Source organism: Cohnella rhizosphaerae, assembly GCF_029525575.1.
GTDB classification, from domain to species: domain Bacteria; phylum Bacillota; class Bacilli; order Paenibacillales; family Paenibacillaceae; genus Cohnella; species Cohnella rhizosphaerae.
On the sequence record NZ_JAPDIA010000009.1, the window covers coordinates 765,730 to 783,951 of the forward strand.

Sequence of the window (18,222 nt, forward strand, 5' to 3'; positions counted from 1 at the left end):
GATAAATCGGTACTTCAGAGGGGGACTCTACGATGCATCATGCCGGAAGGATTCATTCTCTGGAGACGTTCGGAACGGTCGACGGTCCGGGCATTCGCTTCGTGCTTTTCATGCAGGGCTGCGCGCTCCAATGCGCGTATTGCCACAATCCCGACTCATGGGACACCAAGACCGGACAGCTGCGGACGGTCGACGACATTTTAGCCGAGATCGAACCGTACGTTCCATTCTATAAGCGGTCGGGCGGAGGCATCACCGTGACGGGAGGGGAGCCTACGCTGCAGGCGCCGTTCGTCGCCGAGCTGTTCGAGAAATGCAAGGAGCGGTGGGGCTTGCATACGGCGCTCGACTCGTCGGGCTTTTGCGATCCGCATCATGCGAAGCGGCTGCTCGACGCGACCGATCTCGTGCTGCTCGACCTGAAAATGATCGACCGCGCCGGCCACGAGCATCTCACCTCGCAGCCCAATGATCGCATACTGGCCTTTGCGCGCCATCTGTCGGACGCCGGCATTAAAATGTGGGTCCGCCGGGTGCTCGTGCCGGGCTGGACCGACGGGATGTCCGAGCTGCTGGCGCTAGGCGAGTTTATCGGCGAGCTGCGCGGCGTCGACAAGATCGAGGTGCTGCCGTACCACCGGATGGGCGTGTACAAGTGGGAGCAGCTGGGCAGAGCCTACAGGCTGGACGGCGTGCCGGAGCCGTCGCAAGGCGAGGTGGAGCGAGCCTATCGGCTGATCGAGCAAGGCATGCAAGCTGCGACAGCTTCAACGTCTGCAAAGACCGAAAAGGCCGCAAGGTAACGCGGACGGACGCTTCTTCCCGGCGAGGATCGGGGAGATGCGTCCTCGTGCGTTCCATCGAGAAAGGAGAAAATGACATGTCCACCGTATCCCTCACCGGCGCGATTCTCGCAGGCGGCCCCAAGTCGCTGTTGGGCGGCTCGCTAAAAGCGCTTCTGCCGCTGCGGCAAGAGGCCGCAATCGTCAGACAGGTGCGAGAAATGCGCAAGCTGTGCAAAGAAATCATCGTCGTTACCGATACGCCCAAACCGTTTTTCGACGTGTTGGATTCGTCCGTCCGCATCATCACGGATTTTTATCCGGGGCGCGGGCCCCCTCGGCGGCATGCATTCGGCGCTGCGTCTCGCGCGCAATCCGCTGGTATGGATCGTCGGCTCGGACATGCCGTTCATCTCGGCCGAGGAAGCGCGCCGTCTGATGACAGGCTTCGCGGACGGCGTTCAAGCCGTCATCCCGCTCGTTGGCGAGCGGCCGATCCCGCTGCACGGGCTGTACGACAGCCGCTGCGCGGAGATCGTCGCCGCGCTGCTGACTGCCGGCGTCGGGAGCATGGAAGGGCTGCTCGGGCGAATACACTGGCTTGGCGTACCGGCGGAACAGGAAGCGGAACAAGGCGCGCCTTGTTTTTCCTTCGAGATCCATTCCGAGGCCGACTACGAACGCGCCGAAAGCTTGCTGCATCTCGTCCGATCCACCGGCTGATCGGGCCGGCCCATCGCGGGCAAAGCTATTTCAAACCGTAACCCGACGACATTGCGGCGGATATGCAGGATTATGTCGTTTCATGTTGAAATAGCTATGTACAGTCCGTCTGCGGGGGAAAGCCATTCATGCCTTCAGTTGAACCGATCCATCATACATCCGCCAGAAAAGCAGCGCTCGGCGTTTGGGCGCTGCTTCTCGTCATTTTTATTCTTCTTTCCGTTCCGATTGCCTGGAGCACGTCCCTCTATAAGGACAGAATCGTGCGAAAAGCCGATCAGGACGCCGCTGCCGAGCTTGCCGCACAAGCCAATTCGCTGCGGCTCGCCGTGGAGCGAAGGCTGCTGCTGTCGGAGAGTCTCAAGGCGTTTGCCGACACGGAGCTCATGAACGGCAAAGATATCGACGTCGTGCGGTTTAACGAATTCGCTTCTCATTTCGTGCCGAGAATACCCGACGTTCGCAACCTGTCCTTGTATCCGAACGGCATCGCGCGGTACGTGTATCCATTAAAGGGGAACGAAGCGCTGTTCGGGCTCAACCTGTTCGAGCACCCTGACCCGGAGGTTCGCGCCAACGCGAACCGCACGATGAAGATGGAAGGCGTCACCCTCATCGGGCCGCGGGAGCTGGCGCAGGGCGGCCTTGGATTGTTGACGCGGCAGTCGATTTTCGTAAACGGCCGTTTCTGGGGGGTTTGCCTCGATCGTGCTGGACGTGCCGGCGCTGATCCGGGAGGGCATCCGGTCGGCGGATGCGGGGGGAGCTTGATATCGCGCTGCGGGCCAACGGTCTTCTCCTGCTCGGCGATGAGGAATTGTTCGAAGGATCAGGCTTGCGCGAGATGGTCAAGCTGCCCGAAGGCGAATGGGCGCTTGCCGGCAAACTGAAGAAAAGCCAGCTGCGCGAGATCGAGAACAAAGTGCTGCTGATTCGCGTGATCAGCATGCTTTGCGTGGCGCTCATCCTGTATTTGCTGTACGTGCAGTTGACCGGCAAAGCCAAGCTCGACATCAAGGTGCGCGAGCGAACGAACGAGCTTCAACGGGCGAACGAGACGATCGAAGCCTCGAACGAGGAGTTGATCGCGATCGAGGAGGAGCTTCGCGAACAGAACCGGATGCTCGAGAGCAAGGAGCAGGAGCTGCGCTACTTGGCGTATCACGATGCCGTCACCGGCGCCTACAACCGGACGTACTTCAACCAGCATCTGGAGGAACAGCGCGCGGCCGCCGAGCGGATGGGGCGCAAGCTTGCGCTGCTCTATCTGGATCTCGACCAATTCAAGCTGGTCAACGATACGCTCGGCCATACGTTCGGCGATATTTTACTGAAGGAAGCCGCCCTGCGCCTTCAAGGCATCGAAGTGGAACCGTATCCCGGATTGGCTTTTTACAGAATAGGGGGAGACGAGTTCACGCTCATTTTGCCGCATATCGAGGATCCGGATGCCGGCGAGCGGCTCGCGGCCCAGGTGATCGAGCTGTTCCGACAGCCCTTCTATCTCAAGGGGGCCGAATATTACTTGACCGCGAGCGTCGGCATCGCGATCTTCCCCGATCACGGCGCCGATGCGCCGGCGCTCGTCAAGAACGCCGACAAAGCGATGTATGCGGCCAAGGAAGCCGGGAAAAACCGTTACAAATCGTACGAAGACAACGATCAGGCGGGAGCAAGCGAACTGATGGAGCTGCGCAGCTACCTGCGAAAGGCGCTCTCCCGCGGCGAGCTCGAGTTGTACTATCAGCCTCAGATCCAAGCGGGAAGCGCCAGGCTGGTCGGCATGGAGGCGCTGCTGCGATGGAATCACCCGAAGCTGGGCCCGGTGTCGCCGCAGCGGTTCATCCCGCTGGCCGAAGAGACCGGACTTATCGTCGAGATCGGGGGAGTGGGTGCTCCGCGTCGCCTGCGCGCAGAACAAAGCGTGGCAGGAGGCGGGTTTTCCCGAGCTGCGCATCGCGGTTAACCTGTCCGCACGCCAGTTCGCTTCGGGCGACGTGGCGGCATCCGTTCGCGGCGCTCTGGAAGCTTCCGGTCTCGATCCGCAGTACCTGGAGCTTGAGATTACAGAAAACATGGCCATGAAAAACGAAAATCTCCCGACGCTCGAGCTGCTGCGGGACATGGGCATCACGCTGTCGATCGACGACTTCGGCACCCAGCACTCTTCGCTCGGCTATCTGAAGTCGCTGCCGATCAGCCGGATCAAGATTGATCGCTCCTTCGTCAGCGGCATCGGCAAAGACGAGCGGGACGAAGCGATCATCCATGCGATGATGCTCGTCGCCCGCCGGCTGAAGCTGTCCGTCGTGGCCGAAGGCGTCGAGACGGAGGCGCAGTACCGATTCCTCGCCGAACACGATTGCGACGATATCCAGGGCTTCCTGTTCTATCGCCCGCAGCCGGCCGAGCTGATCCAAAAGGTGCTGCTCGAGCATTGGAAGTCGTAGCGGCCGTAACGTACGGCGCAGCTTCGCGCCAAGCGAACGCGATGCGCAGTAAAAATCCCCTCGCGCTCAAGAACAGCGCAAGGGGATTTTTCGCACGCGTTGGATTATGCTTCTTCGTCCGGCGTCTCCGCCAAATGCTTCAGCATTGCCAGTTTGTTGTCCCAGAACTGCTCGAAGTAGGCGAGCCAATCCTTTAGCTCCGCCAGCGGCTCCGGGCGGAAAGCGTAACGTGTCTCGCGTCCGGCCCGCCGCTCGGTGACGAGCCCCGCTTCCCGCAGGACGCGCAAATGCTTGGAGACGGCGGTCCGGCTCATGTCGAACTGTCCGCTGAGCGCCGACAACGGCTGCTCGCCCTGCGTCAGCAGGCGAAGCAGGCGCCGCCGGCTCGGGTCCGCGATCGCCTGGTAGACGTCGTGCTGCGGCAGCGCTTGTCCCATCAGGCCTCGACCAGCCGCTGCAGCTTGGCGACGATGCCGTCCCAGCCGCCTGCCATATGCTCGCGGATGACGCCGTGCGGTTGGCCGAATTCGGTCAGGGCGTCTTCGTCCCACCCGCCGTGGGTGAGCGTGAACGCGGTGCGCGCGTCCGGCAGCGCCTTCAGCTCGAACGACAGCGTCCAGTCCTTGCCCCAGTCGATCGAAAAACGTTCGGGCGGATCGACTGCGGTCACTTTGCAGGGCGACATGCCGAACTGTCCGGCGTTGATCGTAAATTCATGGCCGACGACCGGCTCGAAATCGTTCGGCGGCATGAACCAGGCGGAGAGACCTTCGGCCGTGGATACCAGGTTCCATACTTTCTCGATCGGCGCGTTCAACTCCAACGTGCGAACGATATCGGGAAGTTTGCGGGCATTGCTCATATCACGTGCGCCTCCTCAGTATAAGGGAAACCTTTTGGTTTCATATAAACATCATACGAAACCGAATGGTTTCATGTCAACCGGAATTTGCCTCAGAAAAAGAACGCTGTTTTTTCCGTTTTAACAGTATCCCCTTCAATCAGGAAAGCGAATGCAGGTGAGAGCTGCACTCGCTTCTTTGGCTAGAACGGCTGTCGCCAGGGGGCTTTTAAATTTCCCGTTTTAACAGTATCCCCTTCGATCAGGAAAGCCCTTCAAACAGGAAAGCGAATGCAGACAGGGCTGCACTCGCTTCCTTGGAATGATATGTCGTCGAACTGTGGCACCTTTGAAGCGCCGCTTCCTGACGCAAGGGGATATTGTTCAAACGCTCGGGGGGGAGCGGATTAAGTCAGCCGAAAAAGGCTGCTTGCGCATGCCTTTATTACGGTAAAGGGGTTGCGCGTAATTACGGTATTCAATGATTGATGCAAAGACGTCGAGGCGAACATTGCCGCTTAAGGCGGAACCCTTAGCCTTGTTACCGAGCTTCGCCTTCGCTTTGCCGCTGCTCGCGCATGCGCGTCATCTGCTGCCAAACCGAACCGGCAGCTTCTTCGCCGCTGCGGATGCGCGCGATCGCGATCTCGGCCTGCAGCTTCACTTCGAACTCCGGCTCGGCCGCGGCCAGCCGCTCCAGCGCCTCGAGCGCGGACGCGTCGCCAGCCTCGTAGAGGAAGCGCGCGGCGCGCCAGCGCACAAGCTTGTTGGCGTCGCCGAGCGCTTCCGCCATGGCCGGACCTGCGGCGGGATCGCCGATGTCCGAGAGCGTGTCCCCTGCCGTCCGGCGCACGGCCGCCGACGAATCCTTCAGCGCGGCCAGCAGCGGCGGCAGCGCTTCGGGAATGCGCAGGTCGCCGAGGTAGACCACGGCGAGCCGGCGCACCGACACCTGCGGGTCGCGCGCGGCCTGCGCGAGCAGCGGCAGCAGCTCCGCGTCGGGCTTCGCCCGCGACAGCGCCGCGTAGCGCGTCTGCCAGTCCGGTGCGCGAAGCGCCGCCTCTAGTTCTTCCGGCGTCGTCGCCCGGCTCGCCGCGGCGCCGCCTTCGGGCGCGTCCGGCGCAACTGCGCCTTCGCCCGCGCCGGCAGCCTGCGCGGCCGCGATCAGCTCGCGCAGCCGCTCGTCCGGGTAGGCCGCGTCCAGCTCGCGCGCGACCTCCTCCAAAATCTCCTGCGGCTCGCCGTAGCGGACGCCGAACTCCGCGAGCCGCCGCTCGCGAATGAACGTGCCGGCCGCGGCCTCGTTCACGGCGTCCGTGAACCGCTGGCCGAGCGCGGCCCGGGATTCCTGGCCGCCGCTCTGCACGCGGATCTGCATCGGGATGCCGCGGTACATCTGCACGAGCACGCGGGCTTCGCCGAAGCTGTACGCGAGCGCGTCATCGCCCGCGCCGGCGCCTCCGCCGTCCGCCGCGGCGCCGAACAGCTCGCGCACGGCGGCCAGAATGCCGGCCCAATCCGCGCTCGGGCGGCGGTCCAGCGCGAAGAAGTCGGCCGTCCTGAACGCCGACTTCACGCCGGGAATCGCGAGCAGCTTCGCCACGAAGGGCGGCAACTGGTCGATCTTGTCCATCGTATAGGTGTGGCGCTCGCCGGCCGGCAGCGCCTCGTCCACGTTCAGCTTCATCGAATTCGGGCTGGGCGTCGGCTCAATTGACAGCAGCTTCATGTACGGATGACCTCGCTTTGCATATGTTGAACTCGCCATTCTCTCTCTATACAATACCGCACCGCGTTCCGTATTGCCAAAGGAGGGGTATTTAAGTGACATATCGGTCTTGGAACAATGGCCTGATTCCTGCTATAGTAAGATTAGTACGTCAACGGAGGGGTACCATGCCTAAGAGCCGCTTCGGCAATCTGGACGCCATTCGCGCGGGGGCCGCGGGAAGGGACCAGTTCGCGCGATGGCGTCAGGAACGCCTGCAGAAGATGAGGAAAAAGGGATACCTGGAGTGCGTCCCGAACGTGAAGCCGGATCTGTCTTTCCTTCATCATAACCGTCAAGAGCCGTCTGTTACCTGGATCGGGCATTCTACGTTTTTGCTGCAGATGGGCGGACTCAATATCGTCACCGACCCGGTATGGGCGCGCCGCATGGCGCTGCAGAAGCGGCTGGCGCCGCCCGGCGTCGAGCTGTCCGACATGCCGTCCGTCGACCTCGTGCTCGTCTCCCATTCTCACTACGACCACCTTCACTTCGGTTCGCTGCGCCGCCTGCGGGGGCCCAAGCGGTTGTACGTACCGGCCGGCCTGAAGCGCAAGATGGCGATCCGGGGTTTCGGCGAGGTTCACGAGATGCACTGGTGGGAGAATTGCACCGTGCACGGGGTGAAGTTCACGTTCGTGCCCGCGCAGCACTGGACGCGCCGCAATCCCTGGGACATGAACAATTCGCACTGGGGCGGATGGGTCATGGAGTCCCATCAGGGACCGACCATCTACTTCGCGGGCGACAGCGGCTACTTCAGGGGCTTCGAGGAGATCGGCCGACGCTTCAAGATCGACGTGGCGCTCATGCCGATCGGGGCTTACGATCCCGAATGGTTCATGGCCGCGCAGCACGTCAGCCCCGAAGAGGCGCTCAAGGCCTATCAGGATCTGAAGGCCGACATTTTCGTTCCTATGCATTACGGCGCCTTCAAGCTGTCGGACGACACGCCGATGGAGGCGCTGGAGCGGCTCGAGGCCGAGCGCGCGCGCCTCGGCATTCCGCAGGAGAAGATTTTCCTGCTCCAGCACGGAGAGACCATGCGCTTCTCGCGAGGCCATGTCATCGATAACGAAGCAAAGGATGGATTGGATTGATCACAGTTAATAACGTCAGCCTCAGATTCGGCAAGCGTCCGCTTTTTGAGGATGTCAACATCAAGTTCACGCCGGGCAACTGCTATGGCTTGATCGGCGCGAACGGAGCGGGCAAGTCGACGTTCCTGAAGATTTTGTCGGGCGAAGTGGAGCCTTCGAGCGGCGAAGTGCATATCACGCCGGGCGAGCGCCTCGCGGTGCTCAAGCAGAACCACTTCGAGTACGACGAATTCAAGGTGCTTGACACCGTCATCATGGGTTACGAGCGCTTGTACCAGGTTATGAAGGAGAAGGACGCCATCTACGCGAAGGCCGACTTCACCGACGAGGACGGCATGCGCGCGGGCGAGCTCGAAGCCGAGTTCGCGGAAATGAACGGCTGGGAAGCCGAGAGCGACGCGGCCGAGATGCTGAACGGCCTCGGCATCACGACCGACCTGCACGACAAGCAGATGTCCGAGCTCGGCGGCAACGAGAAGGTCCGCGTTCTGCTGGCGCAGGCGTTGTTCGGCCAACCGAACATTCTGCTGCTCGACGAGCCGACCAACCACTTGGACCTCGAGTCGATCAACTGGCTCGAAGAGTTTCTGGCCCGTTACACCGGCACCGTCATCGTCGTATCGCATGACCGGCACTTCCTGAACCAGGTTTGTACGCATATCGCGGACATCGACTTCTCGAAGATTCAGATGTACGTGGGCAACTACGACTTCTGGTACGAGTCGAGCCAGCTCGCCACGCAGCTGATGCGCGACCAGAACAAGAAAAAGGAAGACAAGATCAAGGAGCTGCAGGCGTTCATCCAGCGCTTCTCGGCCAACAAGTCGAAGGCCAAGCAAGCGACCAGCCGCCGCAAAATGCTCGACAAGATCTCGCTGGACGATATCCGTCCGTCGAGCCGCAAATATCCGTTCATCCAATTCAAGCCGGAGCGCGAGGCGGGCAAGCAGATCGTCACGATCGACAACGTCAGCCTGACGGTCGACGGCGAGAAGCTGCTGGACGGCGTCTCCTTCGTCGTGAACAAGGGCGACAAGATCGCGCTGGTCGGTCCGTACGGACAGGCCAAGACCGCGCTGTTCCAGGTGTTGATGGGCGAGGTGGAGCCGGATTCCGGTTCGGTGCAGTGGGGCGTCACGATTACCCCGGCGTACTTCCCGAAGGACAACTCGGCCTACTTCGAAGGCAACGACGATTCGCTCGTCGACTGGCTCCGCCAGTATTCCAAGGATCAGGACGAATCGTTCATCCGCGGCTTCCTCGGCCGCATGCTGTTCTCCGGCGACGAAGCGCTGAAGAAGGCTTCCGTGCTGTCGGGGGGCGAGAAGGTCCGCTGCATGCTGTCCAAGATGATGCTGACCAGCGCCAACACGCTGCTGCTCGACGAGCCGACCAACCACTTGGACCTCGAATCCATCACGGCGCTGAACAACGCGCTCGTCGACACCGACGAGACGATGATCTTCACGTCGCATGACCATCAGTTCATCCAGACGATCGCGAACCGCATCATCGAGATTACGCCGAACGGGCTGATCGACCGGATGACGACGTACGACGAGTACCTGGAAAATCCGGAGATCACGGCGCTGCGCGCGCGCATGCTGCCAGCCTGATCATCCTTCGGAGCGCCTTCCGGGAACGAGGCTGGAACGCTTGAATCGCTTCGACATTTCTGTAATACAACTGTAATGTGCGTTTCCGTTTCAACGGCGGTCGTTTTGTACAATGTATGAGTGACCCCCCCTTTTCAATATATCTTTTCTTAAGAGCCTTCCGGCCGTATGCCGGAGGCTCTCTTTTTTTGTGTTATGATGTTTAAACTTATACCGCGATGAAGGGGACGCCTATGTTCTATTCGCTCAGAAACCGGCTGATCGCTTTTTTCGTCCTGCTGTTCGTTCTCTCGTTCGGCGCACTCTCCGTGCTGATCTTCAACGAGTCCCGCGCGATCATCCGCTCCTACATTGAATCGTCCGCGCTGGAGAAAATGGACGAGTACGGCTCGTACGTCGACATGGTGCAGACGCAAATCTACGACCTCGCTTCGCTCGTCTTCAACAGCGACCTGACTGACGAATGGGACGAGGCCGCATCGGACCCGAAGCTGCCGGAAGGCGAGAAGATGCTGGCGCATCTGAAGATGAGCAAGTATTTGTCGCAGACGACCAACAGCTACTCGAGCGTTTCTTCCGTCGCCATCTACCGTCAGGAAGGCTTGTGGGTCAGCATGAGCAATCAGGTCGTTCGCGACAAAGGGTTTCTGAATCAGGCATGGTACCGCAGCTTCAAGACCGCGAACGAACGCTGGCTGCCGGCGCATACCGACGACGTGGAGCTGCAGATTCGGGGCAATTCGAATCCGGTCGTGAGCATGCTCATGCCGCTCGGCGCCTTCGAGCCTTCCCAGGCGCGCAACGCGCTGAAGGTCAACGTCAGCGCCGACTATTTCCTCGAGCCGCTGAACCGCATCCACCTCGGGGGAGAGCGGCACGATCTATTTGCTCGACCGCGGCGGCAATCCCATGCTCTCTCAGAGCGAATACGGCTCGCAGGACGAAGCGCAGAGCCAAGTGGCGGCCGTGCGGGAAGGCTGGCGCAAGCAAGGCGTCGTCTACTTCAAAAACGCGCAGGGAAAGTCCCAGATCCTCGTGTACAAGAAGCTGGCGCTCACGGATTGGATGCTGGTCGGCTTCGTCTCCGAACGGGATCTGTACGCGCAGCTGCTGAAGCTGCGCGACAGCATCGTATTCCTTTTCGCGCTGCTGCTGGCCGTCTCGGTGTTCCTCGCCTTCTGGCTGTCGCATGGCGTGACCAAGCCGCTCTCCCGTCTCGTGTCCGCGATGCGCCACGTGCAGCGGGGCGACTTCGACAGCGCCGAGAGCCGGCTGCCGCCGTCGCTGCACGTCCGGAGCGAGGTCGGCTTCGCGACCGCGACCTTCCGCAATATGATCGTGCGCCTTCGCCAGCATATCCAGAGCGAATTCGAGCTGAAGCTGCTGCGGCAGCAGGCCGAATACAAGGCGCTGCTTATGCAGATCAACCCGCATTTTCTGTTCAACACACTGGAGCTGCTCAGCAGCCTCGCCATGCAGAAGCGGACGGACGACACGGTCAAGGTCATCGTCTCGCTCGGCAAAATGCTGCGCTTCTCGCTTCGCCTGAGCGACGATCTCGTCAGCCTGAAGGAAGAGATGAAGTACGTTCGCGATTACGTATCGATTCTGCAGGTGCGCTTCGGGGAAAGGCTTCGGCTCCAAGTCGTGGAAGAAGGCGATCTCGCGTCGCTGACCGTCGTCAAATTCATCCTGCAGCCTCTCATCGAAAACGCCGTAAAATACGGCTTTAAGCAGCATCCCGAGGCGATCGTGGAAGTCCGGATCTTCCGGACGGACGGGCGTCTGCATCTGCGCGTATCCGACAACGGTCCGGGCATGCCCGAGCAGCTGCGCCTGCAGCTGCTGGAGGGGGCCGGATCGTCCAGACTCGACGAAATTCTGAGCAGCCGGGAGCGGCAGATCGGGCTGGGCAACGTGCTCGCGCGCTGCCGCCTGTATTACGGCTCGCTATTCGAAGTGCGCATCGATACCGCTGCCGGGGCCGGCACGCGCATCGAGCTCATCATTCCCGTACAGGAGGCGTTAGGCGATGTACCGCGTATTGATCGTGGATGACGAGCCGGAGATCCGGCAAGGGTTGAGGCTGAAAATCGATGGGGACAAGCTCGGGCTCGAACTGGCCGGGGAGGCTTCCAACGGCGTCGAGGCGCTGGAGCGTCTGGAGGAGGAAGCCTACGACATCGTCATTACGGATATGAACATGCCGGTCATGGACGGCGTCTCGTTTCTGGAGGCGTGCCGCGAGCGCCATCCCGACGTCCGGCTCGTCGTCATTACGGGCTACGAGGATTTTCAATACGCGAGAGCCGCGCTGCGGCACCAGGCGAGCGATTATTTGCTCAAGCCGGTCGCCGCGGACGAGCTGGCCGACGTGCTCGCGAAGGTGGCCGCCGAGCTCGACGGCGAGCGGCGGGAGACGGCGCGCGAGGAGCGGACGCGCTGGGAGCTCTCGCAGTACTACAAGGAGATGAAGGAGCACTTCATCGTCCGCCTGGTCAAAGGCGAAGCGGATCGGGCGTCCGCGGCGCTCGAGCGGGCGCACCGGTTCGGGCTGGACGCGTGGGCCGGGACGGAGGTCCGCTTCCTGACCGTCGGGCTGCGCGAGCGGACGGCCGCGAAAAGCCGCCCGGCGCAATCCGGGACGGAAGCGGACACTGCGGCGTTTCGTTCGGGCGCGCGGCCGCAATCGGGCGACACGGCGGAAGACGGGGAGCGCCAATGGATCGGCGACCGGGTGTCCGACCGTTCCCCGGAGCAATTCCGCCTGCCGCTCGAGCTGATCTGCAGAGAGCGGGCGCAGGAGAGCGGCGGGGCTTGCGAGGCGTTTCGCGATGCGAGCTACCCGGGTCTCGTGCACTTCGCGAGCGCGGAGAGCGAGGCGTGGCTGCGGGACTTCGCGGAGCAGCTTGCGGAGCCCACGGCAGCGCTGCTCGGCTTCGAGCTGGCCGTCGGCTTCGGCGGACCCGCGATCGGCTTCGGACAGTGGAAGGAGGGCTATCTCTCGTCGCTGCTCGCCTGGCATTTGTCCGAGAGCGGACTCCCCGGGGAGGACCGCCGGGCGCCCGCCGGCCGGACCGCCCTCACCGGCGAGGAGCTTAAGGTGTTCGAGCGGTATCTCGAACGCGGGGGAGCCCGAAGCGTTCGCGCGCGCGATCCGGCAGCCGCTGGACGAGGCGTTCGCCGCTTCGCAAGCCGGCTTCGTCAAGGTCATCTTCCAGCTGTACCTGCAGCTGGAGTCGCAGGCGAACGAAACGCGCATTGCCCTGGACCACGCCGAGCAGCTGTGGCTGCGACCTGAAATGGCGCTCGCGCTGGATTCCGCGGACAAGGCCTGCGCCTTTTTTGACGCGGATCGCCGAGAAGGTGGCGCGGCAGCACCGGCACGAGGCGGAGGAGAACGACCATGCGCTCATCGACGCCGTGCTGCGCTTTATCGACGAGAACTATATGACGGATCTGAATCTGACCGACCTTGCCGAGCGCTTCAACTACAACCCCTCTTATTTTTCGGAGATGTTCAAGAGCAAGGTCGGCAAGACGTTTATCCAATACGTCACCGACGCCCGGATGGCGCACGCGATCCGGCTGCTGGAGGGGACGCAGCTTAGCCTGTGGGATATTGCCGAGCTGACGGGCTTCTCCAACGCCAGCTACTTCAGCTCGAAGTTCAAGCGGACGTACGGCGTGACGCCGTCGGACTATCGGCAGCGGGCGTCCGCAACCGGAAAAATTGATAGCGAATTGCCGAAGAAATAGAATTCAGCCCTCCGCCTCCGATGCTTATGATGAGAATATCATCATCGCAAAGGAGGCGTCGCGCTATGCGGACTGCGCGCCGGCAGCGGGCTTATCCCCACAACCGTACGGCCTATTTGTTTTTGCTGCCCTGGCTGATCGGTCTATTCTGCCTGACGCTCGGGCCGATGCTCGGCTCGCTGTATTTGTCGCTGACGAAGTATAACCTGCTCAGCGCGCCCGAGTGGATCGGCTTCGCCAATTTCAAAACCATTTTTACCGACGACGCGACCTTCACGGGATCGCTGAAGCTGACGTTCAAATACGTCGTTCTGTCGGTCCCGCTGCGGCTCATTTTCGCGCTGCTCGTGGCGATCGCGCTGAATAAGGGAATCAAGGCGCTCGGCATATACCGCACCGTCTACTACATCCCGTCCCTGCTCGGCGGCAGCGTCGCCATCTCGATCGTCTGGCGGCAGATCTTCGACACCGAAGGCCTGATCAACGGCTTTCTCGGCTGGTTCGGGATCGACGGCCCCGCCTGGATCGCCCACCCCGACTACCTGATCTACCCGATCGTGACGCTGTCGATCTGGCAGTTCGGCTCCGCCATGGTCATCTTCCTGGCGGGTCTCAAGCAGATTCCCGCCGACCTGTACGAAGCCTCCCAGGTGGATGGCGCGGGCAAGGTCCGACAGTTCTTCAAGATCTCGCTGCCGATGCTCACGCCCGTCATTTTTTTCAACCTGATCATGAGCATCATCAATTCGTTCCAGGCGTTCACGCCCGCCTACGTCATCGGCGACGGGCACGGCGGACCGCTCGACGCATCGATGTTTTACACGCTGTACTTGTATCTGAAGGGCTTCTCTTACTTCGATATGGGCTATGCCAGCGCGCTGGCGTGGATCATGCTCGTCATCATCGCCGTCTTCACCGGCATCATTTTCGCCACGTCCCGGTTCTGGGTGTTCTACGGCGACGGCAAGGAAGGGAGGTAATCGGGCATGCTTACGCTTAGACGCTACTCCGGCAGCGGATTGCGGCACTTGCTCATCGTTGTGATCGGTCTCGCGATGCTGTACCCGGTGCTGTGGCTGCTCGCGAGCTCGTTCAAGCCGAATCAGGATATTTTCACGAATACGGGCCTCTGGCCGTCCACGTGGACGCTCGATAATTACCGCAACGGGTGGGAAGGCTTCCAGGGCATCACGTTCGCCCGCTTCTTCGGCAACTCGGCGCTGGTCTCCGTGTTGGCCGTGCTCGGCAACATCATTACCTGTTCGTTCGCGGCTTATGCGTTCGCGCGGCTCGAGTTCCGGTTCAAAAAAGATCTGGTTCGCCATGATGCTCGTGACGATCATGCTGCCGTACCATGTCACGCTCGTGCCGCAGTACATCATTTTCAGCGAGCTGCACTGGATCAACACGTACCTGCCGCTGTTTCTGCCGAAGTGGCTGGCGCACGATTCGTTTTTTATCCTGCTCATGGTCCAATTCATCCGCGGCATCCCGAAGGAGCTCGACGAGAGCGCGACGATCGACGGCTGCAGCCAGCAAAAGCTGTACTTTCGCATCATCATGCCGCTGCTGGCGCCCGCGCTCATCACGACCGCGATCTTCACCTTCATCTGGACGTGGGACGACTTTTTCAGCCAAATGATCTATTTGAGCGATATCAAGCTGTTCACGGTTCAGCTCGGCATCCGGGCTTTGTTCGACCCGTCGGGCACGTCGGATTGGGGCGCGCTCATGGCGATCTCCGTGCTGTCGCTCGTGCCGATCACGCTGATCTTCCTGATCTTCCAGCGTTATTTCCTGGACGGCATCGCGACGACGGGCCTGAAGTGAACGCGACTCGCGATCCGGGCCGCCTGAAAAAATTGATAGCGAACAGCCGAAGGAATGACATTCAAGCGGCCGGCGAATCCAAGTAGGATGAGCATTGTAACCGCTTCTCATTTCAAAAACGATTAGGGGGAGAGCTCACGATGAAAAAAAAGATGGCTACCGATCGCGATAACCGCCATGGCGGTCGCGCTCAGCGCTTGCGGCAACTCGGGCGGCGCAGGTGCAGGAAATAACGCGGCAGGCTCCGGCTCGCCGGCAGGCTCGAGCAATGCGGGCGGCGCGGGCGGAGACCAAAAGCCGGTCGAGCTGCGCATGATGTGGTGGGGCGACCAGAAGCGCGCCGACCTGACGAACAAGGCGATCGAGCTGTTCGAGCAAAAAAATCCGGGCATCACGATCACCGGCGAATTCGGGCCTTCGGACGGCTATTTCGACAAGCTGAACACCCAGCTCGCCTCAGGTACCGCGCCGGACATTTTCTTCCTGGGCGGCAACGTGGTCGACTACGCCAACAAGGGCGTGCTGCTCGATCTGGGACCGTACAAGGACAAGGAATTGAACCTGTCCGACATGGACACGACGATGGTGGAGTACGGCACGATCGGCGGCAAGCTGGTGCACATCTCGGCCGGCGCGAACGCCCGCGGCATCGTCATCAACAAGACGATGTTCGAAAAGGCCGGCGTCGAAGTGCCGCAGGACGGCTGGAACTGGGACGACTTCGCCCGCATCAGCAAGGAAATCTCCGACAAGCTGGGCAAAGGCTACTACGGCACCTATAACTTCACGACCGACAGCCTGGACATCTATCTGAAGCAAAACGGCAAGCAGCTATACGACATGGCGAACAACAAGCTGGGCTTCGAGGAAGCCGACCTGCTGCCGTGGTTCCAATACTGGGACAAGGCATCCAAAGCCGGCGGCGTCGTGACGCCCGACCTGCAGGTGTCCAGTCCGCCTACGGACGCCAGCAAGTCGCTGGTCATCACCGGCAAGGTCGCGATGACGCTGCTCCCTTCCAACATGCTGGCTTCGTTCCAGAGCACGACGAAGGACGAGCTGACGATGGTGCAGGTGCCTCGCGGTCCGAAGGGGACGGGCGTCGTCTTCGAATCGAGCCAGGGCCTCTCGGGCTACGGCAAGACGGAGCATCCGGCCGAGGTCGCCAAGTTCATGAATTTCTGGATCAACGATCCCGAGGCGGCGAAAATTCTCGGCAACAACCGCGGCGTGCCGGTGACGGCAGCGAGCCGGGAAGCGCTGAAGGCGGACGCGGACGCGGCCGACAAGATCGTATACGACTACACGAGCCGCGTCTCCGAGGCGAACAAGAAAGAGCCGTTCGCGATCAGCTACAACCCGCCGGGCAACGCGGAGTTCATCAAGCTGTCCGACAACACGGTGCAGAAGATCGGCTTCGGCAAGGAAAGCGTGGAGAAGGCGGTCGCCGAATTCTATAGCGGAACGGTCAAGATCTTTAACAGCAACAGCAATTCCTGACGGCGAAAAAGCGTCCTGCGCCGCGGCGCCGACGGACCGGATGCGTTCCGGGATCGCGGCTGCGGGCCAGGATGCGAGGACGCGGGCCTAGATTCGCGAATAATCCCCCCGCCATTGCGGGTCGGCCCTCATCGCCGGCTCGCGGTCGCGGGGGATTCCGATTTGATGAAAGCGGGGCGGTAGCAGGATGGTCATGCAAGCGGAACGATTGCTCGACAAGTTGAGAGGGCTGCGTCAGGCGGACGGGGGCGAAGGGAAGGGTCTCATTCCCGAAGCGCTGCGGCAATCGGGCGTCGCATTCGCGGCGTCGGAGGGACGGCTGGAAGGGGTCTACTACGAGGCGATGCGCCAGCTGATGTCGTGCATCAAGCCGACGAGAGGCGGCGATCCGATCCTGCAGGAGGGCGGCATCTACTGCGGCTGCTGGCTGGAGAGCACGGGGACGATCAACGCGGAGCTGCTCTCCCGCTTCCTGCCGGAGGTGTCGGAGGCGACCTACCGGTCGTTCGCGCGGCATCAGCGCCCGGACGGCTTGTTCCCGTACAAGCTGACGGATAACGGCCCGTCCTTCAGGCAGATCCAGCTCGTCACGCCGCTCGCGCGCAGCGTATGGAACCATTATGCGCTTCATGGCGGAAGCCGTGGAGGGGGCAAGGCGTTTTTGCGGGAAATGTACGACGCGATGGCGCGTTACGACGGCTGGCTCGCGGCGAACCGCGACACGCGCGGCACCGGCTGCGTGGAGGCGTTCAGCGCCTTCGATACGGGGCACGACCTGTCCCCGCGCTTCTGGCACGCGCCGGATGCGCCTTACCTGGGCGATGCCGCCCGGTGCGATCCCGATTCGCCGGTGCTGCCTTTTCTCGCGCCGGACCTGACGGCCAACGTCTACTGCCAGCGGCTGTATCTGGCCCGGATCGCGGAGGAACTGGGCGAGTCGGGCGACGTGTGGCGGGAGAAGGCGGGCGCGAGCCTGGAAAGCTTGTTCCGGGAGTGTTTCGACGGCGCGGACTATTTTTTCTACGACCGCGACCGCCACGGGCGTTGGGTTCGGGTGCAGTCCGACGTTCTGCTACGCGTCCTGGCGTGCGAAGTCGGCGACCGCGCTTTTTTCGACGAAATGCTGGAGCGTTATTTGCTCAATACGAGAAAGTTTTTCGCCAAATATCCGTTCACCTCGATCGCGATGGACGACCCGCGGTTCGATCCGTTCTCCAGCTACAACACCTGGGCCGGATCGTCCAATTACTTGAGCCTGATCCGCGCGCCGCACGCATTCGAGCATCACGGCCGCCATGTCGAGCTGACTTGGGCGATGCAGCCGATTCTTGCTGCCTTCGCCGGCGCGCCCCGCTTCGCGCAGACGGTGAGTCCCTGGACGGGGGGAAGCCGGCTTCACCGAAGCCTACTCGCCGTCGATTCTGTGTTTGCTCGACTACGTCGAGCGGCTGTGCGGCATCCTGCCGTCGCCGGGCGGCGAGCTGTGGTTCACGGGTCTGCTGCCCGACGCGAGAGACCACGGCGAATCGCCGGCGGGCGAGACGGCTTACGGCCGTACGGTGGACGGTGCCGTCTACGAGCTGGTCAATACGCGCGAGACTTCGTACGTGTTCAGAGACGAGCGTCCGTGGATGACCTTCCCCCTCCGGCGTCCGCGCGATCACGGACCGCGAGGGCCGGCTGACCGGGCTGCTCGGCATGAGCGCGCGCGCCGTCGAGGGCGAACTCACGTGGAAAGGGCGAGCCGTGCCCTTCAGGGTCAAGGGCAACGAGCTGCTCGCCTACGAGGACGGCGGCTTCAAGTCCGTGCGCGATGTCGGGCTCGTTTATCCCGCTTACGAATAAGGAGGCTC

General features: G+C 61.8%; 16 protein-coding genes and 3 pseudogenes. 15 read left to right on the top strand and 4 right to left on the bottom strand.

The window, feature by feature from the left end:
- Window positions 1-32: 32 nt before the first annotated feature.
- From pflA to OMP40_RS37665, 6 genes and pseudogenes are all read left to right on the top strand, one after another.
- Complete coding sequence (gene pflA, locus OMP40_RS37645) at window positions 33-803, top strand: pyruvate formate-lyase-activating protein (protein WP_277539271.1); 771 nt, start codon at window positions 33-35, stop codon at window positions 801-803.
- 77 nt (window positions 804-880) lie between these two features.
- Window positions 881-1,093: pseudogene (locus OMP40_RS42915) on the top strand (NTP transferase domain-containing protein); the annotation flags it as partial.
- Between the two features lie 7 nt (window positions 1,094-1,100).
- Window positions 1,101-1,505 (top strand): molybdenum cofactor guanylyltransferase, encoded by a 405-nt coding sequence (mobA, locus tag OMP40_RS37650; protein ID WP_277539744.1) that lies wholly within the window; start codon window positions 1,101-1,103, stop codon window positions 1,503-1,505.
- A gap of 128 nt (window positions 1,506-1,633) precedes the next feature.
- Window positions 1,634-2,395 (top strand): hypothetical protein, encoded by a 762-nt coding sequence (locus OMP40_RS37655; protein ID WP_277539273.1) that lies wholly within the window; start codon window positions 1,634-1,636, stop codon window positions 2,393-2,395.
- Window positions 2,323-3,471, top strand: a complete 1,149-nt coding sequence (locus tag OMP40_RS37660; protein WP_277539276.1) for a putative bifunctional diguanylate cyclase/phosphodiesterase — start codon at window positions 2,323-2,325, stop codon at window positions 3,469-3,471. The genes OMP40_RS37655 and OMP40_RS37660 overlap by 73 nt, the downstream gene beginning before the upstream one ends.
- A complete protein-coding gene (locus tag OMP40_RS37665) occupies window positions 3,398-3,955 on the top strand; it encodes an EAL domain-containing protein (RefSeq protein WP_277539278.1) in 558 nt (185 codons plus the stop codon). Before OMP40_RS37660 ends, OMP40_RS37665 begins: the two co-directional genes overlap by 74 nt.
- A gap of 104 nt (window positions 3,956-4,059) precedes the next feature.
- On the opposite strand, the gene OMP40_RS37670 is transcribed toward OMP40_RS37665, so the two are convergent.
- From OMP40_RS37670 to OMP40_RS37680, 3 genes are all read right to left on the bottom strand, one after another.
- The gene (locus OMP40_RS37670; RefSeq protein ID WP_277539280.1) at window positions 4,060-4,392 is read right to left on the bottom strand and encodes an ArsR/SmtB family transcription factor; all 333 of its coding nucleotides are present in this window, start codon (window positions 4,390-4,392) and stop codon (window positions 4,060-4,062) included.
- Window positions 4,392-4,817, bottom strand: coding sequence for an SRPBCC family protein (locus OMP40_RS37675; protein ID WP_277539282.1), 426 nt, complete (start codon window positions 4,815-4,817; stop codon window positions 4,392-4,394). The genes OMP40_RS37670 and OMP40_RS37675 overlap by 1 nt, the downstream gene beginning before the upstream one ends.
- A gap of 520 nt (window positions 4,818-5,337) precedes the next feature.
- Complete coding sequence (locus tag OMP40_RS37680) at window positions 5,338-6,525, bottom strand: conserved virulence factor C family protein (protein ID WP_277539283.1); 1,188 nt, start codon at window positions 6,523-6,525, stop codon at window positions 5,338-5,340.
- 167 nt (window positions 6,526-6,692) lie between these two features.
- Here OMP40_RS37680 and OMP40_RS37685 point away from each other — a divergent pair, with 167 nt between their 5' ends.
- Window positions 6,693-7,664, top strand: a complete 972-nt coding sequence (locus OMP40_RS37685; protein ID WP_277539285.1) for an MBL fold metallo-hydrolase — start codon at window positions 6,693-6,695, stop codon at window positions 7,662-7,664.
- Window positions 7,661-9,280, top strand: a complete 1,620-nt coding sequence (locus OMP40_RS37690; protein ID WP_277539288.1) for an ABC-F family ATP-binding cassette domain-containing protein — start codon at window positions 7,661-7,663, stop codon at window positions 9,278-9,280. The genes OMP40_RS37685 and OMP40_RS37690 overlap by 4 nt, the downstream gene beginning before the upstream one ends.
- A 149-nt stretch (window positions 9,281-9,429) precedes the next feature.
- Here the strand turns inward: OMP40_RS37690 and OMP40_RS40960 are convergent, their stop codons facing one another.
- A complete protein-coding gene (locus OMP40_RS40960; protein ID WP_338131385.1) occupies window positions 9,430-10,158 on the bottom strand; it encodes a hypothetical protein in 729 nt (242 codons plus the stop codon).
- A gap of 7 nt (window positions 10,159-10,165) precedes the next feature.
- Between OMP40_RS40960 and OMP40_RS40965 the strand changes: the two genes are divergently transcribed.
- From OMP40_RS40965 to OMP40_RS37725, 7 genes and pseudogenes are all read left to right on the top strand, one after another.
- On the top strand, window positions 10,166-11,338 hold the full coding sequence (locus OMP40_RS40965) for a sensor histidine kinase (RefSeq protein WP_338131386.1): 1,173 nt from the start codon (window positions 10,166-10,168) through the stop codon (window positions 11,336-11,338).
- Window positions 11,313-12,581: a response regulator gene (locus OMP40_RS37700; protein ID WP_277539289.1), complete on the top strand. Its 1,269-nt coding sequence runs from the start codon at window positions 11,313-11,315 to the stop codon at window positions 12,579-12,581. The genes OMP40_RS40965 and OMP40_RS37700 overlap by 26 nt, the downstream gene beginning before the upstream one ends.
- Before the next feature lie 44 nt (window positions 12,582-12,625).
- Window positions 12,626-13,039: a helix-turn-helix transcriptional regulator gene (locus tag OMP40_RS37705; protein ID WP_277539292.1), complete on the top strand. Its 414-nt coding sequence runs from the start codon at window positions 12,626-12,628 to the stop codon at window positions 13,037-13,039.
- A gap of 65 nt (window positions 13,040-13,104) precedes the next feature.
- Window positions 13,105-14,019 carry a carbohydrate ABC transporter permease gene (locus tag OMP40_RS37710; RefSeq protein WP_277539294.1) on the top strand — a complete coding sequence of 305 codons (915 nt, stop codon included), beginning with the start codon at window positions 13,105-13,107 and terminating at the stop codon, window positions 14,017-14,019.
- A 6-nt stretch (window positions 14,020-14,025) separates the two neighbouring features.
- Window positions 14,026-14,869: pseudogene (locus tag OMP40_RS37715) on the top strand (carbohydrate ABC transporter permease).
- 177 nt (window positions 14,870-15,046) lie between these two features.
- Window positions 15,047-16,369, top strand: a complete 1,323-nt coding sequence (locus OMP40_RS37720; protein WP_277539296.1) for an ABC transporter substrate-binding protein — start codon at window positions 15,047-15,049, stop codon at window positions 16,367-16,369.
- A gap of 187 nt (window positions 16,370-16,556) precedes the next feature.
- Window positions 16,557-18,214 (top strand): annotated as a pseudogene (locus OMP40_RS37725) (MGH1-like glycoside hydrolase domain-containing protein).
- The last annotated feature ends 8 nt before the right edge of the window (window positions 18,215-18,222 follow it).